The organism is Lysinibacillus sp. OF-1 (assembly GCF_028356935.1).
GTDB classification, from domain to species: domain Bacteria; phylum Bacillota; class Bacilli; order Bacillales_A; family Planococcaceae; genus Lysinibacillus; species Lysinibacillus fusiformis_D.
On the sequence record NZ_CP102798.1, the window covers coordinates 3,020,783 to 3,044,735 of the forward strand.

Genomic DNA, 23,953 nt, shown 5'->3' on the forward strand with positions numbered 1-23,953 from the left:
TTTAAACTAGAGGGGCGATTATTTCATTTTAATAGGTTGCTCCAATGCCTCCAATTCCTCCTCAATAGAGGCATATTGTCTTTCCACTACATATTTGGCATCGGATAGAGCGGCATTATAAATATGAGGAGCAATATGTTCCTTGATAAAATCGAATACACGCTCTGCTTCAAATTCACTAATATCTTCATCACGCTGATTATAGAAAAACCGTTGAATATCAGCCAGTATCATTTCTTGCTGATCTTTTGATAATCGAATAAACAAGTCAAATCTCCCCATTCCTATTCTTTGATTTCTCCTCCATCTTATCACTACCTATAGATTCTTTGCCTATTAAAAAGGCTGAATACTAGTTCCACTAGCATTCAGCCCATAGTGTTGAAAAACAAAACCATCCATAGAATTTATGTGAAAGGTGAAAAAGGATTTCCGTTGCAGGCTACTTGCTTTCCTGTGGGCGAGCGCCGAGCCGCTCCGTTTAGAGGCTCGCCTGTCTCGCTATCCCACAGGAGCCAAGTAGCCTTCCACTCCACTCCATAAATTTAGCAAAGGTTCAAGTGAAGGTATTCACTACTCTTTTAAGGAGGGGTGTTGTCACACATCACTTCTCCACATTGAAAATAAGAAGCTATCTTTTGCAGAATGGTTGATTGGAGTGGAGCCAGCGTCACTCCTAGGGGATTTAGCGTCACAGAGGAGACGCTGGAGCGAACGCAGTGAGTGAAGCGGCTCATCGGACGCCCCCTGGAAAGGACGCTGGCGGAATGGAAATCAAATACTCGCCTTTCAAAATTGCTTATTCTGCCGTTGACATTACCTTTTTTCAACAACATAGGCTGAATACTAGTTCCACTAGCATTCAGCCACCATCTTATTGTTTACATTCAAATGAATAGCTAGTGGATAAAAAGTTTTTTTCCTTTGATACAATCGCTTGTCCACCATCATTTTCACATTGCTGTGTCATCGCATCTATTTTCTTGTCATTGATCGTATTTGTCATCACCGTCATACCAATGCCAAAAACAGCAATGAATAAACCAATTATAATCCATAACTTACCCGTCTTATTGCCTCCAGGTCTATCATTCGCCACATTTGTTCCCCTCGCTTATACAAATAAAAATGGTTCTGTATTGATGGTTGATTGTACAAATTCAACATGGTATTTTTTATCCTCACATAGTTCAGCCATTTTTTTGGCTACCCCTGCAATCATCACCTTTTCTACATGATGACCCGGATCTACAATTTGCAAATCAATGGCTTGTGCGTCCTGTGCTGTATGGAAGTACATATCACCCGTTAAGAAAACATCTGCTCCAGCGCGTTTTGCCGCATAAATATATTTATTGCCGTCTCCACCAACAAGCGCCACTCTGTTAATCTTCGATTGTAAATCACCAACCACACGAACTGCTGGAACTTCTAACTGCTGCTTTACAAATTCTGCAAATTGTTGTAGCGTCATTTCTTGTGGCAAGTATCCTACTCGCCCCAACCCCATAACATTAGTTTGCTGCTCAAGACGTATCACATCATAAGCGGGTTCCTCATAAGGATGACTAGTAAGCATCGCCTTTAATACGCGGTTTTTGATGGATTCAGGAAATACGACCTCGACCTTTACCTCTTCCTCCACATGTAATTCATCAATAGTGCCAACGAATGGATTTGCTCCTGCTAATGCACGGAATCGTCCTTCTCCAGTCGTCGTATAACTGCATGCTTCATAGTCACCAATACGACCTGCCCCAGCCTTTGCTAGAGCCTCACGTAATACTTCTGCATTGGCAGTAGGTATAAAGACAGCTAGCTTGAACAGATTTTCAGCATACGTTTCTTCTAATATGGAACAATTTTTTAGCTGTAGGGCATCTGCTAGTAGATCATTGACCCCACCTTCAGCTACATCTAAATTAGTATGGGCCGCATAAACAGCGATATCGTGTTTAATCAGCTTTTCATATAGGCGTCCCGCTGGTTGATCTGTGCGGATATTCGACAGACGTCTAAAGATTGGTGGATGGTGCGCGATAATCAGCTCACAGCCTTTTTCTATTGCCTCGTTTGCAACAGCATCATTAACATCTAACGTCACCAATACTCTATGGACAGGTTTATTGAGTGTCCCTATAGCTAACCCAATTGGATCATTGTCCATGCAAGCAAGTTTCTTGGGCGACCATGCTTCGAACACTTGAATGATTTCTTGACCATTCACGGTTTTCATCTTACAAAACTCCTTCCACTAAATGTATCAGAGCCATTAACTCTGCACGCTTTTCTTCAATTTCAGGTGTTTGTTCTGCCTCTTCAATGGATTGTAGCACTCGTTGCCAGTTGTCTTTTTCGCGTAACCATTTTTTCATAAATGCTGGTGATTTGCGTTGGCTTAATTTAGGACCAAATAAAATCTCTGCTGTAGATAGCTTCATTTGTCCTCTTTGCAATACAAGGATTTCATAGATTTTATCATCTTCCTCTAAGATCTCTTCATCCAGAATCGCCCACTGATGTGCTAACGCCCACTCACGAATGACCTTAGCATGAATATTGGGCTGTAAAATAAGACGTGTGACACCTTGAAGCTTTTCAGGATACTTATCTAGGATGGAAACAATCAAAGGTCCACCCATCCCAGCAATTGTGACTGTGTCCACATGGTCAGTCATTTCAATCGCTGCTAATCCATCTGCAAGACGTACGGTAATCTTCTCCGTTAAGCCTTCCTTTTGTACTTGTCCTACAGCTGATTCATAGGGTCCTTTTACAACCTCTCCTGCGATGGCACGAGAAGCAGTTCCCTGATGAACCAAATAGCATGGTAGATAGGCATGGTCACTACCGATATCTGCCATAATAGCTCCTGTGGGAACAAATTTTGCTACTGTTTCTAATCGTTTTGAAAGTTTTTGTGCGTTCATTTTATACCGCCTATCTTCAATAGAGTCCATTAATAGTATGGATGATGTCGTGAAAAAAAACAAATGGAGTTGCCCCACATTTTTTGTGGACAACCCCATTTTCATTATGTAGCTGAAGATAAAAGTAGCTGTACTATGTCAGTACAGCTACTTGTCAGTCATACTATTCTAAAGTAGAAATGTATTCAGCGATTGCTTTTGCTTCCTCTTCAGTTTTCATGTTCGGTTGCATTGGAGTACCTTCGATACCCTTTGTTAAAACTTCAACGATATGGGCTTCATCTAAGCCATGTAGGTTTGGACCCATACTACCACTTAAATCATTACCGTGACAACCGATACAAGATTGTACTAGTGCTGCACCATCATCGTTTGCATCTGTAGTTTCAGTAGTTTCGCCACCGCCCTCATGTTCAGCAGCAATTTCTTTCTTGTTATCTGCACCTTGTAAAGACATGAAGAAAATAAGACCAATACCAAATGCCAGAATTAAGATGTAAGGAACGACTGGATTGTTTTTCATAAGTTTCCCCTCCTCATTTTAAGTCTACTTCTATTATAATATAGAATCAGTCAACATCTAATATTGTACTTCATTAACAAAGAAACGAAAAGCCCTATTCGCTAAGTTTTCCTTTGTTTGTAACAAATTCGACATTTCTGTATCTATTGGATAAAATATGTCTTGCCAACCCCAAAATTTGGTCATATTTATCCTTTTCCATACCATTGTTTTCATTACGATTCTGTTGTTATCATACCCTTTGCACACGTACATATACCAAAAAATTAAAAAATCTGTATGTCTTGTATCAACATACAGATTCTCATGTAATAATAATTTCAATATAATATTTGCTGTATCAAGATAGATTTATGATATAATATCCAATCAGTGCTACTAACCCTAAAACACCTGAGACTGTGAAATATAGCAGTTTCATTTTAATACCCGACCAAAGCCAAATTATACAATTCGCTGCAATCAAACAAAACAAAACCGTATTATTTCCACTAAAATATGTAGTGCAAATACGAATAGACATACTAAATAGCAGAATGGCTGCCAGTACATGAAAAATAGGCGCCAGTAGATGTTTTTTTTGTGCCATTTGCCATGCAGCAATAAATAAGATGCATGCCCCTAATCCCACAACCACAGTTAATATCAAAGTCAAAGATTGCATTGTAAAATAGAGTGTCAAAACAGCCATGATGGCGATACATAGACCCACTACTAATAGGACCATTTTTCTTTTTTCTGATGGCAAAATCGCTTGTTTAGGATGTTGCACTGGCTCTAACTCCTCTATATCAGCCCCTTCTGTATAAAGAGCTGCTAAAAAGTCACAATAGTGCTCTGGTAAAAGTTTATTTTGCTTCCAAAATAAAATTTCATTAAGGATTATTTTCTTTCGAGGATTTGTCATAATGATAGCTCCAAACATTGCTTAATAATGGTTGTATTACAATTTTATCTCACAATTTTGGAAAACACATCTGTATAAAGTCGCAAATCTTTCATTTCCTTCATTCTAATTATCTATTATTGTCGAAAATAAGAAAGTCGAGTAGCGGGGCTTATTACCTTTTCAGTATATAAAAAAGGAGCTATCCCAACTAGGTATATTTACACTAGTCGGATAGCTCCATCTATTTAAATTTATTCTAAGAAATCTTTTAAACGTTTACTGCGAGAAGGATGACGTAATTTTCTTAATGCTTTCGCCTCGATTTGACGAATACGCTCACGAGTTACGCCAAAGACTTTTCCTACCTCTTCTAATGTACGTGTGCGACCATCATCTAATCCAAAACGTAAACGAAGTACGTTTTCTTCACGGTCTGTTAACGTATCTAGTACATCTTCTAATTGCTCTTTTAACAGTTCATAGGCTGCATGGTCAGATGGAGATTGTGCTTCAGAATCCTCAATAAAGTCTCCTAAATGTGAATCATCTTCTTCTCCAATTGGTGTTTCAAGAGATACTGGTTCTTGTGCAATTTTTAAAATTTCACGAACTTTTTCAGGTGTTAAATCCATTTCCTCTCCAATTTCTTCTGGAGAAGGCTCACGACCCAAATCTTGTAAAAGTTGACGTTGTACACGTATTAATTTATTAATGGTTTCGACCATATGAACAGGAATACGAATCGTACGAGCTTGGTCAGCAATCGCGCGTGTAATTGCCTGACGAATCCACCATGTAGCGTAAGTAGAGAATTTAAATCCTTTACGGTAATCGAATTTTTCAACAGCCTTAATCAGACCCATATTCCCTTCTTGGATTAAATCAAGGAATAGCATACCACGACCAACATAACGTTTTGCAATCGATACAACTAAACGTAAGTTCGCCTCTGCTAAACGTTTACGTGCTTCCTCGTCTCCTTGCTCAATACGCTCTGCAAGTGCAATTTCCTGCTCAGCAGATAGTAAATCTACTCGGCCAATTTCTTTTAAATACATACGTACAGGGTCATTTATTTTAACACCTGGTGGTACACTCAAATCGTTTAAGTCGAAAGTTTCTTCATTTGCTTCTTCTTTCATTAGACTTTCTTCTTCAAATTCTTCTTTTCCAATGATTTGAATGTCTTTATGCTTTTCAAGATCCTCAGCAAAATGGAAAATTTCTTCATTTTCCAATTCATAAGGTGTTAGTTTCTCTGAAATTTCTTTCATCGAAATTTCACCTTCTGTTTTCGCTTTTTCTTGTAGGAATTTTTTTGCATCATCTAATGTAATTTCTACTTCTATCTCTTTTGAACGTTCTGACTTGTCCGCCATAAACCTTCCTCCTTCTAAACAACCGAATCGGGTTAAATCGCCGATAACGATTTTCTTAAATGAATAATCTGTTGGGCGATTTCAAGTGCACGTGCATACTCATGCATCTTCTCCGCTTCCTTTGACTCATGCATCTTTTGATAAATTTCTTGCTCAATTCTATATTTTTGAAGCTGACGGATGGAGTCCATTACCTCTGCCTCTGCTTGATCAGGATCTCGCTCAACTAAAGCTGCTTCCATGACAATTTTTCGTAATTCAGCGTCATCCAAAATTTCCACAAAGCGTTGATAATCAGGATGACCATATTCCTCATAAAACCCTACTAAGCGAACAAAAACAGCCATATAAGCATCTCGTACAAATGGCTCCTTTTGCTCACTACGTAATACCCTGTCCACTACATCTATATTATGAAGCATATGAGCCAGTAATAAACGTTCGGCACGTTCGGCTGCGTCCATAGGCTTTTGCTGCTGCGTGACTGGCATTGAAGGCATCTGTGTAGGCATTTCTGATTTTGCAGAACGTACCTGATTAGCCTCCAACTTTCGGAATTGAGCATAAATGGCTTCTTCCGATATATTGGTTTCATTTGATAACTGTCGTATATACAAATCTCGTTCAACTGGTGAGGATCTCCCTACTAGTTGTTCAAGGACTTCTTGAATATACTGAAGCGTATCATTTTCAAATTGAAAGTTCTTATTGCGTCTAGCATGCATCATCATAAAAGCAATATACGCATGAGGATTTTCCAAAATTTGTTCCTTAAATGCTTGTCCACCTAAAGAGTGAATGTATTCATCAGGATCTAATTTTTCTGGCAATACAGCAATATCGACTTTCATGCGCTCCGTATGCAGTAATTGCGCCGCTCGTTTCGCTGCATCAAATCCAGCATTATCACCATCATAGCAAATCGTAATTTGCTCTACTAAGCGTTTTAGCTTTGTGATATGCTGATTTGTTAGCGAAGTTCCCATTGTCGCAACCACATTCATGACACCTACAGAGTTGGCCGCTAAAACATCCATAAAACCTTCCATCAATACTACTTGACGATTTTTTCTGATAGAAGTTCGTGCTTTATCTAGGTTATAAAGCACTTCACTTTTTTGAAATATTGGTGATTCTGGACTATTTAAATATTTCGCTTCTTCACCAGTTGATGTAAGTATTCGACCTGAGAAGGCAATAATTTTACCATTCTCATCTCGAATCGGAAACATAATACGTCCTCTAAAGCGATCAAAGTAGCGTTCTTCTCCCTCTCGCTTAATGATGAGGCCACTTTCCGCAATTTCTTGTAAGTTATAACCTTTTCTTTCAAGCAATATTGTTAATGCTTCAAAGCTTGGGAGAGACCAACCAATGTTATTAGATTCTATAAGTTCCCTTGTAAATCCTCTTTCTAGCAAATAATTTAAAGGTTCTTCGCCATCCTCTGTATTCAACAGTAGATGATGAAAAAAATCTGCTGCAAAAGCGTGTGCTTCTTTCATCCTTTCTTCTGCTTTAGATATCTTTTTTGTTCCCTCTGGAAAGCTTGGCTCAACATCTAAGTGTATGCCAGCACGTTCCCCAAGTTTCACAACGGCATCAGGAAAAGAAATGCCTTCTATATCCATTACAAAAGTAATAGCATTCCCCCCTGCACCACAACCAAAGCAATGAAAGATTTGCTTGTCTGTTGATACAGAAAAAGACGGTGTTTGCTCTCCATGAAATGGACAGAGGCCAAACCAATTTCGCCCACGCTTGGTCAGCTGCATGTATTCACTAATCACATCAACGATATCCGATTGTGTACGAATCTGTTCAATTACTTCTTCTGGAATCTTCCCTGCCAAATCCATCACCATCTTTAATATTTGCGTTCTAGAAACACAATTCGCTATTCGTTTTAAAATTCCTTTATTTCTCGACAAAAAATTAGGATTTTTCTCTTATAAATATTTTTACCACAATTTTATTATTATAAAACAAAAATTAGTTTTTATCTATACTATTTTCAAAATACACTCAAAAAAACCGCCTCTACTAACCGAGGTGGTTTAAATTTCCATCTTATTTACGAGTAAAAATATGTTCAATGATCGTATTTGCAGTCTCTTCGACAGCTTTATTAGTCACATCAATAACTTGACAACCTATTTTACCGACAATTTTTTCAAAATGTTGTATCTCATCTAAAATCCGTTCATGTTGTGCATAGATAGCATCATCATTTAATCCGAGTGACATTAATCTTTCTCTTCTGATAAAGTTTAACTTTTCAGGTGAAATGATTAAGCCAAAGCATTTTTTCGGATCTATTTGTAAAAGCTCTTCCGGTGGCTCTACCTCTGGTACTAAAGGAACATTTGCCACCTTATATTTTTTATGGGCTAAATACTGTGAAAGTGGTGTTTTGGATGTTCTTGATACGCCTACGAGTACGATATCAGCCTGTAATAACCCACGTGGATCTCTGCCATCATCATATTTTACCGCAAATTCAATGGCTTCAATTTTTTTAAAATAATCATCATCCAACATATGAACAATCCCTGGCGTTTCTAATGGGTTTTCTTCCATAAAGGTTGCCATAGTTTGTAAGGCTGGTCCTAAAATATCTACTGCCTGAATTTTTTCTTGCTCACATAAATCATGTAATAATTTACGCATTTCTTGACGAACTAATGTATAGACGATAAATGCTCGTTGTTGGGCTGCAAGGAAAACAATTTTACGGATTAGCTCCTCGGACTGAATGTGAGGAAACCGACGAATCACAGTATTTTCTAAACCCGGTCGGAACTGGCTAATAACCGCTTTGGCAACTTGATCACCAGTTTCGCCGACAGAATCAGATACAACAAATACGCGTAGTTTTTTCATGCAGCTCTCCTTCTAATTTAGACGTTTTGTGCAAGAGATAAGAAAGCTCGTGTAATCGTTGTTTTTGTAAGACGACCTACTATGGTTAAACCACCCTCCTGTGGTTCAACTACTGGTAGCGAATCAACTTCTCGTTCAATAAGCTTGTTCGCTGCAACAACTAATGAATCTGATCTTTCACAGTACGAAATATTTGGCATACGTGTCATAATAATATGTACTGGAATTTTATTTAAATCCTGCGTACCAATACTTGTACGTAGTAAATCTTTGCGAGATAGTACGCCTGTCAAAAACTCATTCTTATCTACGACAAAGAGTGTACCAACATCTTCTGAAAACATAAAGCAAATTGCATCATAAACCGTCATTGTTTCCGGGACCACGACAGGACCTGAATGAAAGTCTTTCACTTTTAAATTGTGAATACTATCCAATAAATTAATGGATGTTTTTTTACCTGAATAAAAATAACCAACTCTTGGTCTCGCATCTAAAAATCCTGCCATCGTTAGAATCGCTAAATCTGGTCTTAAAGTTGCTCGTGTCAGATTGAGACGTTCCGCAATATGTTCCCCGGTAATAGGGCCATTTTCTTTCACAATCTGTAAAATGTCTTCCTGACGTTTATTGAGTTCGATTGGACTCACCGCCTCAAATCTAATAGTGTTATACTTATGCTCAATTATTATATACTATTTTAATAATTATTGCGAATTAAAGAACTGCATGCTACAATATTGACACATACGCTTGCTCTATCTGTATTTTCGAGCAAAATTGCGTTATACAGGCGATGATGGGAAAAAAGTATCTGTTCCATTCAATAGCGAGTAGAAGATGGTGAAAGTCTACACAGCAACAGAGAAAAGGCACTCCTTGAGCTAACTTTTTGAAAAGAGGTTTTAAACATTCGTTTAAAACAATCAGGGTGGAACCGCGGGTCTTAGCACTCGTCCCTGGGCATGCATTGTGCCCGGAGACGGGTGCTATTTTCATTTAGTTACTACTAGATGAAATAACTTTAGCGTTTTACCGCTAAAAGAACAATAAGAAAAACTTAGAAGGAGGCTATTTTTATGGCTAACAAATCAATGGAAACCATCGTATCATTAGCAAAACATCGAGGCTTTGTCTTCCCTGGTTCTGAAATCTATGGTGGTTTAGCAAACACTTGGGATTACGGTCCACTAGGTGTCGAATTAAAAAACAATATAAAAAAAGCATGGTGGCAAAAATTCGTTCAAGAATCAGAACACAATGTAGGTATTGATGCTGCGATCTTAATGAACCCAAAAGCATGGGTTGCTTCTGGTCATGTTGGTAACTTCAACGACCCAATGATCGACTGTAAATCATGTAAGGCTCGTCATCGCGCAGATAAAATTATCGAGGATGCTGCATTAGCAAAAGGCGATGAAATCATTGTGGATGGTATGACATTCGATCAAATGAAAGAAACAATGATTAAATATGACGTAGTATGTCCGGATTGCGGAAAAGCGGATTTTACAGATATTCGTCAATTCAACCTAATGTTTAAAACGTTCCAAGGTGTGACGGAATCTTCTACAAACGAAATTTATTTACGTCCCGAAACGGCACAAGGTATTTTCGTGAACTTCAAAAACGTTCAACGTTCTATGCGTAAACGTACACCATTTGGTATCGCACAAATCGGTAAATCTTTCCGTAACGAAATTACACCTGGTAACTTCACATTCCGTACACGTGAATTCGAGCAAATGGAGCTAGAATTCTTCTGCAAACCTGGCGAAGATCTCCAATGGCACGCCTATTGGAAAGAATTCTGTAAAAATTGGTTACTAAACTTAGGCATGAAAGAAGAATCTATGCGTCTTCGCGACCATGAAGATGATGAGCTATCTCACTACTCAAATGCTACAACAGATATCGAATTCAAATTCCCATTCGGTTGGGGAGAGCTTTGGGGCGTAGCTGATCGTACAGATTATGACTTAAAACAACATATGGAACACTCAGGTGAAGATTTCACTTATATCGATCCTGTATCAAACGAACGTTATGTTCCTTATTGTATTGAGCCATCTTTAGGGGCTGACCGTGTCACATTAGCATTCCTATGTGATGCCTATGATGAAGAAGAGCTAGAAGGTGACGATAAACGTACAGTTTTACGTTTCCACCCTGCACTAGCACCATTTAAAGCTGCTGTTCTACCGCTTTCTAAAAAATTATCTGATGAAGCGGCAGATGTTTGGGCAGAGCTCCGCAAAGCGTTCCCTGTTGATTTTGATGAATCACAATCAATCGGTAAACGTTACCGCCGTCAGGATGAAATTGGTACACCATTCTGTATCACATACGATTTTGACTCAAAAGAGGATGGCCAAGTAACAGTACGTCATCGCGATTCTATGACGCAAGTTCGTATGCCAATTGCAGAAGTAAAAGCATATATCGAAAAACATCTTCAATTCTAATCGTTTTGCTGAACAAAAGAGGGAGTAGCCAGTCTGGCAACTCCCTCTTTTTATGCTTTATATGTGGAAAATAAGCGCTCTTGCATTTTTTCCTCGAATGAAAACTTTTTCATGCTCATCCCTACTAAGCTCACTAGTATCTCTTCAATATCAGCTAATGAATAATAAAGAAAGGCACCTTCTCGCATTGGACGAACTCGTTTGTCAACAGTTTGTTCCTCTTCAATAAAATAGGCGACATTGACATCACAATGCCCCATCAATTGTGTAATACGTTGATCATCACCTGGATTGATAAAGAAAGGTACTATTTTATCGATATACAAAATACTTTGCACAAGTTTAATGAAGAAATTTTCACGTAAGGAAGACTCCACCACTAAAATGGTCGTTTGTTCATGCTGATAATCCATATATAATACATTTAATTGCTCTTCTAATAGCTTTTTTAAGATACTAATAGAATTTCTATATTTCGTCATATCTGTTTGTATTTCTCGTGTTAGCAAACGTAGTATACGAAACGCTGGTAAGAAAATTTTTAAGACAATTTCTTTAGGATGTAAATGATCAATTAATTTACTAAAATGAATTCTCAGATTATTCTCATCACAGCGGATTAATTGCTCCACAAATAAGTTAAAAATCTCTTCGAAGCTATTCGCCCTGTAGTCAATCATCTTCGTAATTTTCACACTATAGTTTAAAGGCAAGTTCATAGATTTTTGCTCATCTAGCAACCTCACCTTTGGTAATGTCGGAAATAAATCATAAACTAGCTCTACTTGTGCACTACGATTATCCGATAGCATAACAACCGAGTTGACTGGGTAAATGCCTAAACATTCAACAAACTTATGCATAAAGTTCTCATTATATAAATGACGATCCCTGTATAAAACAGCTAATGCATCTGTAGCACCGTAGCCAACATGGTAGACTCTTTTCGATGTCATGGCTGAATACACATCAATAATTTGTAATAATTGCACACCGTCACTCATTTCATCTGCACAAAGTTGATTTGGATAGCCCTTCCCTGCAAAGCGTTCATGATGATCTCTCGCTAAATAGGCAATGTCTTCCTCCTGATATTCTATTAGTAAGTCATAACCTTTTGTTGTATGTGTTTTGACGATTTCAAACTCATCTTCAGAGAGTTTGCGCTTTAAATTTAATATTTCCTGCGGTATAAAGACCTTCCCAATATCGTGGAATAAATAACCTCTTGCTAATGTTTCAATATCCGTTAAACCTAGATATCTAGCAAAGATTGTCCCTAACACAAATACATCAAATGAGTGGACAAATGAATATTCATCCCATTCCTTTAAGCGCATAAGTAGCTCATAGCGATGTTTTTTTTCTAAAATTTTTTCAAAAACACCACGTACATAAGCCGTATCTTGCATGCTTTTCAGTATTTGTCCATATCGTAATTCATGCACAACATTCTCCAACGTTGTCATAAAAAGCTGACTTACCGTTTCTTTATATTCATCTACTGGTTCAGTTTTTTCAATTAATGGAGCAAATAAATCTTCATATTCTCTTGTTCGTTGAATACTTAAATCATGAACAACTCGAACTGAATCAGATGGTAAATAGACTGACAATTCATCTACTTTTCGAAGTTTAAGTAAGGCAATAATTCGCTCCGTTAAAACTAAATCTTTTTTAGCTAATAGACGATAGTCTGAGAAAATATCTTCAGCTAATATATCATTCGCTTCAACTTCCTGAATACTTAAGGTTACTTTTCGTAGCATATTTTCTGCCACATACGCAATGTACTAAGCACTATGTGACTCCCTCCTTCTTCCATAGGACTGCGTTATTCTGATAACGTATCAATGACTCCTCGCTTTCGCACAGATGAATATGTCCTGATTTTTCCAAGCTTGCTTGAAAAGCTTCTTTTTTAAAACCGTGACATCTAGCGGAGGCTTTATCTTGATTCAACCAGTGTTTAAACACCCGTTAAAAAAAGCAAAACAAGCATTTATTTTTCCCTATAGAGAGGGAGGCTTTTGTACCTAATGTTGTGCTTTTGATACAAAAAAACATTTGCTGAATCAAGATAAAATACGTTTTGCTGATAGAGGCTTCCATTTCATAGGCATGTCTAAATTGATCTAGCGTACATTTGTGTCGATGGGGATGAAACGACTAAATTATATTTTTAAAATATAAATACGATTATCTATATTTATTACAATATCATAGGTTAAAATACCTTTTCAACTAGTATATGGGACTCAAGTGATCGGTTTCTACTATTAATATATTGAAAACTAAAGAAAAACACAAAACCTTTTACCTATTATTTTTCATTTATCATCGAAATAAAAATTAATAAAAAGTCAAATAGACCCTTTACTCAAATTTCACAATCATAACTTTATTATATAAAACTAATTTTCTATAATCATTTTAATTTGTAAAAATTGAAATTTTATTCATTTACAATCCGCCTCTCATTCCCTTAAAGTATAACCAACAATGCTACTATTGACCTATCCAACTCTCTCCATATAGATGTATAGTTCAAGAGGCAAATCAAGTTTTTTCGTTGCTGTTAAACATTTAATTACCAGTAATGTCACGCTCAAGGATGATATTTCCTCTATTCGCAGTTCCAACTTTTTGGTATAAATAAGGTATTATAGTTAGTATTAGCTGTTAAATAATGAATAATTAACATGCTAAAGACACACCCCTTTTTAACATTCAATCGTCCGGAAGTTTGAACTGATACATAGGAAGGTCTGAACGAAACATTCATACTATAAAATTTTATATTGTACTATTTGGAGGAATTCAATTGAAGTCTCAACGTTTATTTCAACTAGCCATGGCATCTGCCTTAGCAACAAGTGCGATTGTTATCGCACCACCAGCATATGCAGCATTTTTTCCTGATGTTAATTCATCCACTGAAGAAGGAAAAGCTATCATTCAGTTAGCAGAGCGTGGCATTATTTCTGGCTATATGGACGGAACGTTTAAACCTGCAAACCCCATTACACGCACACAGGCTGCGAAAATTTTAGCAGGTATTTTAAAATTAGATACAGTTCATGTAAAAAATCCTCAATTTAAGGACATTAAACCTGGCGATGAAAATTACGGAGCGATTGCCGCATTAGCCAATGCAGGAATAATTAATGGGGCAAATGGTTACTTCTACCCAAATCAAAATATTACACGCGAACAAATGTCAAAAATGATTGCTAAGGGCTTTGGATTAACGAGTCCAAGTAATACACAATTGCCATTTACAGATGTCAAAAAAGGAACTGAATTCGAACCTCATATTAAAGCTTTATTTGCCAATGGCATTACAAAAGGAACGTCAGCCACTACATACGGTCCAAAGAGTCCTGTGAAGCGTTCCCAATTGGCTGCCTTCGTTGTACGTGCTGAAAAAATGTTAAGCAATGCAACCGTTTATGCAAGTCAATTTAAACAGGACTATATCTTTGCGTCTTATGGTGGTCTTGAGCCAGCAGAGGATATTTTCACATGGACTGAAGAGGAAGATATGACAGAGTCTATCACGATTACCCCTATAAAAGAAGGTACGGGCAAATTAGTGATTACTGGATTTACTGATGATTCAGAGGACTTTACAACTATTTTTTATTTAGTTCATGTAAAAAATGTCAATGGAAAGCTGAAGGTAACGCTTGAGGAAGTAAAGGAAGAGGATTATACAGAAAATTCACCACTTGATTTAGCAGAAAGTAATTTACCATTCGTGCCAACTGAGGTAACAGTTCAAAATATGAACGGGCAGGCACTTGCATCGAATTTATACAGCTTTAATCAGAATGATCAAACATTAACTATCTCGAAAAATGGACAGTTCATTGTTACATTTTCAGATGGGACACAGCAACAAAAGATGGCGGCTGATGTGTATGCCTATGACTTTGTTCGCGGTATTGATTTGTACCATTTAACTGACGAATTAACACTATCAACGCCAGTATTACCTTTCGAGCCAGCTAGTGTAGCTCTTGAAGTTTTTGACTTTGAGCCAGCGCCTGTAAAAGCAACTATTCTTAATGGACAACTACATGTTACACCAAAAACAGAAGGTATTGCCATTCTTCATCTAACAGGTAAAAACGAGGAAACAGTCTATCTCTATGTGGAAAGTAAAAAAATTGCTGGACAATGGGCTTTTCTATATGAATTTGATATCTGAAATAATTTTTTAATAGCACAAAATGCCAGAAGAACATTATGAGTCTTCTGGCATTTCATTTTTAGATCGTATTTGCAATTCAGGCGTTCGCTCTAGTTGCTCAATAAATTTTTTCGTCTTAAAGCGGATACCTGTTTGTTCTTCATAGATGGTTGTAATAATTTTTTTGATGAAATATTTTGTTTCTTTTTTTAGCTCTATTTTTCCGATTTGATCGATTGGAACAGTATAAAACATACGTATAAGCTTCAGTTGTGTTGGTGTTAAACGAATGATATAGGGGTCATACTGATAACAGCGATGACATAAAAACCCTCCTTGTGCAAAGGAAAAAGCAAATTCCCCATCGACAGCACCACACGCAGCACAGGCATGTAAAATAGGTTGCACACCTGTATAGGGTAACATTTTCCACTCAACAAATAGTGTGATAGCTTCGGGATCATAGCCTTCCTCAATTGCTTGTAATGCGTGTAATAATACATCAAAAGCAAATGGCTCTGGTTTCCCTTCTTCCACGACACGTTCCACCAGTTCCATGATATAGCTAGCATAGGCAGTGGCCATAATATCTTCACGAATATGACGCATCGAGTTCAAATGCTCTCCTTGTTGTAATGTCCCCATACCAGTATGATGTTGCACCATAAACATGCCATAGGTAAAGGGTTGTGTGACGGACGCCAATCGACTAGAAGGCTTTTTTGCCCCCCTAGCCATTGTAGCCACTTTGCCAGCTTCTCGTGTTAGCAGAGTGACAATTTTATTGGATTCCCCATAAGCACGTACCTTTAATACAATACCTTCCCATTTATGAAGCATAGTTCTCCTCCTTTCCTAAAAGAGCTATCCAAGAAAAGAGAGCTATCCAAAATGCTTTGGACAGCTCAAAGTAATACCTCTCAATTACACTCAGATTTTACTGAGCAGACGATTTGAAAAAAGACCTCCAGGAGGCAATCTATAACATCTGCTGAAGTCTATATTTTTAATTCAGCAGGCGTTTGAACATCTGCTAAGAAATTCACCCGATAAACACTGCTGGATTAGGATCACAACAGCTTAATATTCATCATCACGGAATCCAAAATCGCGTAAATGTGTAGATTTATTACGCCAATCTTTTTGTACCTTAACCCATAGCTCTAAATAGACTTTTGAGCCTAACAGCATTTCAATATCCTTTCGTGCACGTGTCCCTACTTCTTTCAGCAAGGCTCCACGTTTCCCAATGACAATGCCTTTTTGAGAATCGCGCTCCACAATAATCGTCGCGGCCACATGAATTTTGTCAGCATTTTCTTCATCACGGCGAATTTTATCAATCACCACTGCAATCGAGTGGGGAATTTCTTCACGTGTTAAATGTAAAACTTTTTCGCGTATCAGCTCTGAGATGATAAATCGCTCAGGATGATCCGTCACTTGATCTGCTGGGTAATATTGTGGTCCTTCTGGTAAATATTTTGCTAACGTCGCTAATAAATTTTCTACATTATTCCCTTGTAGTGCTGAAATCGGTACAATTTCTGCAAAATTATAGCGCTCTTTATAGTTCTCAATAATCCCTATTAATTCGTCTGGATGAATGGCATCAATTTTATTGATGACCAAAAAGACAGGCGTCGGATTCCCCGCCAACAATTCTAAAATGAATTCATCGCCTTTACCAAGTTTTTGCTCAGCATTGACCATAAACATAATAACATCCACTTCACGCAATGTATTTTTAGAAACTTTCAGCATGAAATCGCCTAGTTTATGTTTTGGTTTGTGAATACCTGGTGTATCAATAAAAACCATTTGGCTATCATCTGTTGTCAGTACACCTTGTACTTTATTTCGTGTTGTTTGTGGCTTATCACTCATGATCGCAATTTTTTGGCCAATGACACGATTTAAAAATGTCGATTTTCCTACATTTGGACGACCAATAATGGAGATAAAGCCTGACTTGTAGCCATTGTTAGTTTCCTGCATTCTCTAAATCCTCCGTCGTAAATGCAAACGGTAGTAATTCGCCTACCGACGTTACCGTCACATCACCTTTTAAGTTCGTTAAATAAACAGGCATAGTTGGCGCACAAAACTCCATCATTACCTGACGACATGCTCCACACGGTGCGCATGGCCCGTCCGTATCAGCAACAATGGCAATGGCTTCGAATTCATAAATGCCCTCTGATACAGCTTTAAAGAACGCTGTACGCTCCGCACAATTCGTCATACTATAGCCTGCATTTTCAATATTGCAGCCGTGAATGACCTCTCCCTCTTTTGTTAAAAGAGCTGCACCTACTTTAAATTTCGAGTATGGAACATAGGCTTTTTCACGTGCTTTTTTTGATTCCTCTAATAATCCTTGCATATCCACTGTCATCTATACAAATTCTCCCTCACATTATGGTTTATTTTCATTAAGAAGACACTCATTTCCATTAAAACCATTTTGGCAGAAAGATGAGTAATCCGATTATAGCACTGAATAGCGCAAATACAAGCACTGCACCTGCCGCAATATCTTTCGCCTGCTTAGCAAGTGGATGTATCTCTGGGGAAGCTAAATCAACCGCCCGTTCGATAGCTGTATTGATCATTTCCAGCGCAAACATTAGTGCTATTAATAGTAGCACAATATACCATTCCATACGAGATAAACCTGTCCAATAACCAGCCATTATAACAATGATTGCACTAATTATATGTGATTTTAAATTTTGTTCTTTACTTGCTGTGATAATGCCTTCCAATGCATAGCCAAAAGATCGCAAGTATTTGCGCAAATCCATTTAGTCTCGCCCTAAGCCGAAAGTTTGTAAAATTTCATCTTGCTTTGTAAACATTTTTTTCTCTTCTTCTGGCTCCATATGGTCATAACCAAGCAAATGTAAAAAGCCATGTACAGCTAAAAAACCTAATTCTCGTTCAAAGGAATGATTGTATTCCTCAGCCTGCTCTTTGGCACGGTCTGTAGAAATGATAATATCACCTAGTACACGTGGCATTCCTTCAAAAGTTACCTCGATTTCCCCTTCCCCTAGCTCCTCTAACGCAAAGGAAATGACATCTGTAGGCTGATCCTTGCCACGATACTCACGGTTAATATCTTGAATCGTCTCATTCGTTACAAACGTCACTGAAACCTCAGTTTCTGGCTCAATATTTTCAATACTCGCTGCATGCTGTAAAAGCTTTTCAACAAGCTCTGTATGTGGTGTAGCCACTTCATTTGTTTCATCTGTAAAATCAATTGTTAAAATCATAGATCCTCCTACTTATCTGCCTTTGGATATTCAATACGTGAGTGGAAAATACCATTCAACGTTTCACAAAGAACTCTCTCTATACATTTTAACTCTTTTATCGAAATATCGCATTCATCAAACTGATTATCCTGTACACGATCATCAATGATCGCTCGTACTAGCTTATGAATTTTTTCAGCATTCGGCTCTTTCATTGAACGAACTGCTGCCTCAACACTGTCAGCAACACTAATAACCGCTGCTTCCTTAGTTTGTGGTTTTGGACCTGGATAACGGAGCTTTGCCTCATCAATGCTTTTTCCTTGTTCCTTCGCTTTAAACAAGAAGAACTTTAATAAACTTGTACCATGATGTTGTAAAGCGATATCGATAATTTCTTGCGGCATTTTATAGCGTTTTAACATGTCGGCTCCATCTGTTGTATGGGCGATAATAATTTCTGCACTTGTCTCAGGCGGTAAAGAATCATGCGGATTAATACCTGACATTTGATTTTCAATGAAAAAGGCAGGACGCTTTGTTTTACCTATATCATGATAATAACAACCAACACGCGCTAGTAAACCATCTGCACCAATTTCTTCACAGGCAGCTTCTGCTAAATTCGCTACCATTACACTATGATGATATGTCCCTGGTGCTTCCATTAGTAATTTTTTTAATAAAGGATGATTAGGATTGGATAGCTCAATTAAACGCAGCGACGATAATAAGCTAAATGCTGACTCAAAGAATGGTAAAAGTCCCATTGTTAATGCCCCTGAAAGCAAGGCAGATAACATAGCTGCAATCAAGTAAAACACTAATTCTGGCAAGCCGTAGGATGATTGTGTCATGAGTAAATAAAAGGCGATAAATGCCATGTTGACAAGGGAAATCACACCAACTGCATGTAAAATATGTGAGCGTTTTTCCACACTGCGCAAAAAGAACAGGCTTGCAAGCCCTCCAAAAATAATATACAACGTAATTTCCATTTGCATAACAGATGAATAGCCTTCTTGAAAAATAACACCTGCTGAGGCTGCGGTCATAACGGTAATGAGCACAGCTGCTCGTTCATCCGCTAATAATCGTACAAGCATTGTAGCTAATGCCGTCGGGAACAGAAAGGCAATCGTTACATCAAAGCCACCAGACACTAAGCTAATAAATTTCATGAGCAGGATTGACAACGTATAAACAATCACTGTCACTAATAAGGCATTGCGTTTTTTTCGTTCGTCAGCATCCCAACGCTCAAATAAAATATACATAAACATCATTTGCAGTAGCGTTAAAATAATAAGTCCAGCAATTGGCTTCAAGGATGCTTTATTACTTACCATACCCAATAGCTCTAATTGTCGGTAAGCCTCATTATCAATAATTTGACCTTCCTGCACAATGATTTGTCCTTGTAAGATTCGTGTCGGCTCGACGCTTTCCTTCGCCTGCTCTTTGCGAATTTTCGTTTGGTCTTCGTTAATTGTTTCATTTTCAATAATACTTGTACGCCCTATTAACACGACTGTATTGAATATTTTATCAGGATACCCTCGTTGCCCTCGAATCTTTGTCTCAAAATCATTTTGAGCAACAAAGACATTTTCAGGTCGGATAGACTTTTGTAAATAGTCCTCTACAAATTTGGATAATTGCGTACTAGTTCTGTTTAAATCTTCATCACTTTGCACTAACAGACCTTCCAACTGTGAATCTGTAAAGATTAATGGCATCTGGTCTTCATCTATTGATTCGAATTTTTTGCGAAGCTGTGCAACTTGATCGGCAATAGGTATAGGTTCCTTACTGTTTGCAACATCCTTTTTCACTTCTAGTACATAATCAAACAATGATGTTACAATCGCTGCTCTTTGCTTGGCGACATCCTCCGAAAATTGATAGACTGAATCCACTGCATTGGCGGCTTTTTCCCGCTCTAGCTGCGTCTTATAAGTGTCTTCAATCGTTTTGGTAGATCGTACGGTTTCAGGCGCAAGCTGTAGTGGTTTGAAATCATATGTAACTCCCTTAACATTGCCATACATAAACGCAAACTGTAGGCCGCCTGTTAAAATGAGAATGATGATAATAAAGTAGCGAAAACCGATAAGCTCTGTAAATTTTCGAAGTTGTTTCTCCATTTGGCACCTCCTCTATCTACCTACTATCATACCAATTCAACATACATTTTTCTCGAAAAATGTATAAGAAAGCAAAAAACAGCTATACAATTTTGCATAGCCGTCACATTTTTTCCCATATTTTGATTAATTTCGTAGTTTAGCTATTTGCTTTGTAATGATGATTTTAAAACACTATCACATCTGGCGCTTCGCTTGCCGGGCAGATTTTTTAAACCTCGTTGCCCCTGACGCTTCGCTTACGGGGCAGACTTTTTAAACCTTGTTGCCCCTGGCGCTTCGCTTGCGGGGCAGACTTTTTAAACCTTGTTGCCCCTGGCGCTTCGCTTGCGGGGCAGACTTTTTAAACCTCGTTGCCCCTGACGCTTCGCTTACGGGGCAGACTTTAGAATTGCTTCGCAATTCTAAAGTTGCTGTTCTTCGTAGGCTTGGATGATTTTGGCTACGATTGGGTGGCGTACGACATCGCCTTGTTCTAATACTTGGAAATGTATGGATTTTACATATTTTAATGTACGCTCTGCTACAATCAAGCCAGATTCCGTATTTTTAGGTAGGTCAATTTGCGTTTTATCACCTGTAATGACCATTTTAGAACCGAAGCCTAGACGTGTTAAAAACATTTTCATTTGCTGATGTGTTGTATTTTGAGCCTCATCCAAAATAACAAAGGCATCATCTAATGTACGACCACGCATATAAGCTAATGGCGCGATTTCTATTGTTCCGCGTTCAATCAGTCTTTGTGTTTGTTCAGCCCCGTAAATGTCGTTTAAAGCGTCGTAGAGAGGTCTAAGATAAGGATCTACCTTTTCCTTTAAATCTCCTGGCAGAAATCCTAGAGACTCTCCTGCTTCAACAGCAGGGCGAGTTAAAATAATTCGCTTTACATGCCCATTTTTAAGTGCCTGTGTTGCCATGACTACCGCTAAATACGTTTTCCCAGTACCGGCTGGACCAATACCAAAAACAACGTCTTTATGACGGATTGCTTGTATGTATTCTCGTTGACCAATTGTTTTTGCACGGATTGGCTTGCCTTTCGTCGTGCGTGCTATTTCTTCATCATAAAGTTCTGCAAAATATTCAATCGTGCCTTTTTGTATCATTTCAATCGCTGTTGTAACATCCCGTTGATCAATATTAATTCCTTTGCGAATGACCTTCAATAGTGCATGCAGAAGTAAGGTTGCCTGCTCCTTAGCATTTTCTTCACCAGCCAGCTGAATTTGCTCACCGCGCGTAATGATATGAACATTTAGTGCTTCTTCGACTAATTTCATATTTGCATCTGAAATACCGAGTAGCATAACCGCTTCGTTTGGATTATCCACCTGTAATACAGTTAACTGTTCTGACATAATCATTCTCCTTGTAGGCCTTGTATTGGACTTGCAATGTTTTCATTGACTAAAAATAGAACTTTCCCTTCAACTGTACCATTCCCCCACTTTGCCTGTAAAAGGTTTTCTTTCTTGATCATTGTTTTTGCAGGTAACGAACGTAACACTTTTTCATGCAGTAGAGGGATTAGCAATGACTCTATTTTCGATTCATCAAGCTCCACTTGCATCGTATTTGTCTGTTGTTCCTCTACAATCGAAACATAGGGGTCTAACCAATTCGGTAAATCCTTCTTTTGTACATAATCTACTTTTTCTTTGTGTATCCCCTTTAGCAATACTCGCCACTGCTTTTGCTGCACAGTTTCCATTGTAATCGTTGTTGGGATTTTGAACGAGCATTCAAGCCAATAGTCTGCAAATACCTCTCCCTTAGCCCCAACATAAACTTGATCTGTACCACTTTCAATAACACCACTCACAAGGACGTCTCCCTCATAGGCTGTATCATTTATTGAAATCTTCCGTTCACCATTTTGTATATTAAAATGAGTAATGACACCACTTTTCGTTGCGACTAAATGCGAAGCTAATTTGTCATTCGATTGCTCTGTTTGCTTCGGTGATTCCTGAGGTCTCAGTATTACTCGTCCGCCATGTTTATCAATATGCACCCATGATAGCTCTCGATGTTGCTCTAACAGCTTTTGACGTATGATGGTATTGGAAGGTAAACTTTTTTTAGAGAGCGGTGTTTCTAGTTGAAAGGTCTCTTGAAAGGTTTTGCCTAGCCGCTGCTCCAGTTCGGGTGTCGCTGCCTCAATGTCCACTCGCCAAATGACTTGTGCGCAGATAATAGGAATGACAATCATCAAGGTTAAGCCAAGCAAAGTCCAAAGCTGTGCTCGGAAAACTTGCAGCTCATCTGCATAAAAAACAGCCATTTTCAAACGAAACTGTCTTCGAGCACGGCGAATTTTTGGTAAGTAATGCATAGTTGTTTCAAAGGAAACTTCTTGCTCACGAAAGACTACACGCTTTAACGGAACATGCTGGGCGTGCAATGCTTGAATAAAAGGATGAACATTTTCATGGCGCTTTATACGTATAATGATAGGCCGATTATTCCACATTTTAGCTCACATCCATATTCTTTGCCTTTTTCATCTGAAGCTCCTGTAGATTATCAACAGAGAGATGAAGCATTTCTTCTTTTAGAGCATTAATCTTCACGGAATCTGCATTGACAGTAATATGATAATCTGCATAAACAAACGAACAGGTCGTAGCATCTGCATGGATAAACCGATAAGGTCCAATAATTTTTAATGATTCGTATTCTAACAATTCGAGTAGTGGCGTTAATTGAAATAATTTTTTCATAAAAAATGCCTCCTTCTTCGGCAATATATGCATCGAAAAAGGAGGACATGCTAGTTATTTTCTTTTTGCTTTAGGTGGTCCTAATATTTCAGCCATTACGATCGCTTGCATAAGATCGTTTTTCGATTGAGGTAATTGAAAAGCCGATGGAGTACCGACAGTTTGCACCTCTTTTTTCCCAGCAGCTAGACGTCCTCTACTTTCTCGAATAGAAGTACGACTAGGAACATCCGTTGGCATAACTGGCGGGGCCATATAGCTCGGTATTTCCTGCTTCACCTGTTCCTCGACCAACTTTTTAGGCTCTTCGGCTTTCTCATTTTCAGGAATCCAATCACCAATAAACTCTCGTGCAAAATCTTCAAAACTTTGCGCTCTCCCTGCACGATGCGGCGTTGTTTCCGCCATAACTGGAGGCTCTGCCGCTGTATCTTTATTAAAAGGAGGCATCTGTTTCTGAGGCTTTTTATTTTTTGATTTTCCGAAAATAGAGCTGGCTATGGCAATTAAGGCAAGAATTATTAATTGTTCCATATGTTAGTTCCGCTCCTTT

23 protein-coding genes are annotated in these 23,953 nt (G+C 38.2%); 2 read left to right on the top strand and 21 right to left on the bottom strand.

The window, feature by feature from the left end; translation table 11 throughout:
- Positions 1 to 18: 18 nt before the first annotated feature.
- The 10 genes from NV349_RS14665 to NV349_RS14710 all read right to left on the bottom strand — a co-directional run bounded on the left by NV349_RS14665 (position 19) and on the right by NV349_RS14710 (position 9,254).
- Positions 19 to 267, bottom strand: coding sequence for a DUF2164 domain-containing protein (locus NV349_RS14665; RefSeq protein WP_036125412.1), 249 nt, complete (start codon positions 265 to 267; stop codon positions 19 to 21).
- A 607-nt stretch (positions 268 to 874) separates the two neighbouring features.
- On the bottom strand, positions 875 to 1,099 hold the full coding sequence (locus tag NV349_RS14670) for a hypothetical protein (protein ID WP_036120485.1): 225 nt from the start codon (positions 1,097 to 1,099) through the stop codon (positions 875 to 877).
- A 15-nt stretch (positions 1,100 to 1,114) separates the two neighbouring features.
- The gene (locus tag NV349_RS14675) at positions 1,115 to 2,236 is read right to left on the bottom strand and encodes a Nif3-like dinuclear metal center hexameric protein (protein ID WP_036120488.1); all 1,122 of its coding nucleotides are present in this window, start codon (positions 2,234 to 2,236) and stop codon (positions 1,115 to 1,117) included.
- 1 nt (position 2,237) lies between these two features.
- Complete coding sequence (locus NV349_RS14680) at positions 2,238 to 2,930, bottom strand: tRNA (adenine(22)-N(1))-methyltransferase (RefSeq protein WP_271910344.1); 693 nt, start codon at positions 2,928 to 2,930, stop codon at positions 2,238 to 2,240.
- Between the two features lie 163 nt (positions 2,931 to 3,093).
- Positions 3,094 to 3,453: a cytochrome c550 gene (cccA, locus tag NV349_RS14685; protein WP_036120495.1), complete on the bottom strand. Its 360-nt coding sequence runs from the start codon at positions 3,451 to 3,453 to the stop codon at positions 3,094 to 3,096.
- Positions 3,454 to 3,793: 340 nt separating this feature from the next.
- A complete protein-coding gene (locus NV349_RS14690) occupies positions 3,794 to 4,360 on the bottom strand; it encodes a hypothetical protein (RefSeq protein ID WP_036120498.1) in 567 nt (188 codons plus the stop codon).
- A gap of 233 nt (positions 4,361 to 4,593) precedes the next feature.
- Positions 4,594 to 5,721: an RNA polymerase sigma factor RpoD gene (gene rpoD, locus NV349_RS14695; RefSeq protein ID WP_004227165.1), complete on the bottom strand. Its 1,128-nt coding sequence runs from the start codon at positions 5,719 to 5,721 to the stop codon at positions 4,594 to 4,596.
- A 32-nt stretch (positions 5,722 to 5,753) separates the two neighbouring features.
- A complete protein-coding gene (gene dnaG / locus NV349_RS14700; protein ID WP_080717049.1) occupies positions 5,754 to 7,586 on the bottom strand; it encodes a DNA primase in 1,833 nt (610 codons plus the stop codon).
- 205 nt (positions 7,587 to 7,791) lie between these two features.
- Positions 7,792 to 8,604: a pyruvate, water dikinase regulatory protein gene (locus NV349_RS14705; RefSeq protein ID WP_036120506.1), complete on the bottom strand. Its 813-nt coding sequence runs from the start codon at positions 8,602 to 8,604 to the stop codon at positions 7,792 to 7,794.
- Positions 8,605 to 8,621: 17 nt separating this feature from the next.
- Complete coding sequence (locus NV349_RS14710) at positions 8,622 to 9,254, bottom strand: transcriptional regulator CcpN (RefSeq protein ID WP_036120509.1); 633 nt, start codon at positions 9,252 to 9,254, stop codon at positions 8,622 to 8,624.
- 429 nt (positions 9,255 to 9,683) lie between these two features.
- Here NV349_RS14710 and NV349_RS14715 point away from each other — a divergent pair, with 429 nt between their 5' ends.
- Positions 9,684 to 11,069: a glycine--tRNA ligase gene (locus tag NV349_RS14715; RefSeq protein ID WP_036120515.1), complete on the top strand. Its 1,386-nt coding sequence runs from the start codon at positions 9,684 to 9,686 to the stop codon at positions 11,067 to 11,069.
- A gap of 50 nt (positions 11,070 to 11,119) precedes the next feature.
- Here the strand turns inward: NV349_RS14715 and NV349_RS14720 are convergent, their stop codons facing one another.
- Positions 11,120 to 12,838, bottom strand: a complete 1,719-nt coding sequence (locus NV349_RS14720; protein WP_089933549.1) for an HD-GYP domain-containing protein — start codon at positions 12,836 to 12,838, stop codon at positions 11,120 to 11,122.
- 1,055 nt (positions 12,839 to 13,893) lie between these two features.
- On the opposite strand from NV349_RS14720, the gene NV349_RS14725 reads away from it, so the two are divergent.
- Positions 13,894 to 15,282, top strand: coding sequence for an S-layer homology domain-containing protein (locus tag NV349_RS14725; protein ID WP_271910345.1), 1,389 nt, complete (start codon positions 13,894 to 13,896; stop codon positions 15,280 to 15,282).
- Between the two features lie 36 nt (positions 15,283 to 15,318).
- Here NV349_RS14725 and recO read toward each other — a convergent pair whose 3' ends face one another.
- The 10 genes from recO to NV349_RS14775 all read right to left on the bottom strand — a co-directional run bounded on the left by recO (position 15,319) and on the right by NV349_RS14775 (position 23,934).
- The gene (gene recO / locus NV349_RS14730; RefSeq protein WP_036120522.1) at positions 15,319 to 16,104 is read right to left on the bottom strand and encodes a DNA repair protein RecO; all 786 of its coding nucleotides are present in this window, start codon (positions 16,102 to 16,104) and stop codon (positions 15,319 to 15,321) included.
- Between the two features lie 240 nt (positions 16,105 to 16,344).
- Positions 16,345 to 17,262, bottom strand: a complete 918-nt coding sequence (gene era, locus NV349_RS14735) for a GTPase Era (RefSeq protein ID WP_036120526.1) — start codon at positions 17,260 to 17,262, stop codon at positions 16,345 to 16,347.
- The gene (locus NV349_RS14740; RefSeq protein ID WP_080717050.1) at positions 17,249 to 17,662 is read right to left on the bottom strand and encodes a cytidine deaminase; all 414 of its coding nucleotides are present in this window, start codon (positions 17,660 to 17,662) and stop codon (positions 17,249 to 17,251) included. Before NV349_RS14740 ends, era begins: the two co-directional genes overlap by 14 nt.
- 58 nt (positions 17,663 to 17,720) lie before the next feature.
- Positions 17,721 to 18,071 carry a diacylglycerol kinase family protein gene (locus tag NV349_RS14745; RefSeq protein ID WP_036120529.1) on the bottom strand — a complete coding sequence of 117 codons (351 nt, stop codon included), beginning with the start codon at positions 18,069 to 18,071 and terminating at the stop codon, positions 17,721 to 17,723.
- Positions 18,072 to 18,545, bottom strand: coding sequence for an rRNA maturation RNase YbeY (ybeY, locus tag NV349_RS14750; RefSeq protein WP_036120532.1), 474 nt, complete (start codon positions 18,543 to 18,545; stop codon positions 18,072 to 18,074).
- An 8-nt stretch (positions 18,546 to 18,553) separates the two neighbouring features.
- Positions 18,554 to 20,674 (bottom strand): HD family phosphohydrolase, encoded by a 2,121-nt coding sequence (locus NV349_RS14755; protein ID WP_058844758.1) that lies wholly within the window; start codon positions 20,672 to 20,674, stop codon positions 18,554 to 18,556.
- Positions 20,675 to 21,078: 404 nt separating this feature from the next.
- Positions 21,079 to 22,035 (bottom strand): PhoH family protein, encoded by a 957-nt coding sequence (locus tag NV349_RS14760; protein ID WP_036121651.1) that lies wholly within the window; start codon positions 22,033 to 22,035, stop codon positions 21,079 to 21,081.
- Between the two features lie 2 nt (positions 22,036 to 22,037).
- On the bottom strand, positions 22,038 to 23,150 hold the full coding sequence (locus tag NV349_RS14765; RefSeq protein WP_036121654.1) for a sporulation protein YqfD: 1,113 nt from the start codon (positions 23,148 to 23,150) through the stop codon (positions 22,038 to 22,040).
- 1 nt (position 23,151) lies between these two features.
- Complete coding sequence (locus tag NV349_RS14770; RefSeq protein WP_036121657.1) at positions 23,152 to 23,400, bottom strand: hypothetical protein; 249 nt, start codon at positions 23,398 to 23,400, stop codon at positions 23,152 to 23,154.
- A 54-nt stretch (positions 23,401 to 23,454) separates the two neighbouring features.
- Positions 23,455 to 23,934 carry a hypothetical protein gene (locus NV349_RS14775; RefSeq protein ID WP_271910346.1) on the bottom strand — a complete coding sequence of 160 codons (480 nt, stop codon included), beginning with the start codon at positions 23,932 to 23,934 and terminating at the stop codon, positions 23,455 to 23,457.
- Between the last annotated feature and the right edge of the window lie 19 nt (positions 23,935 to 23,953).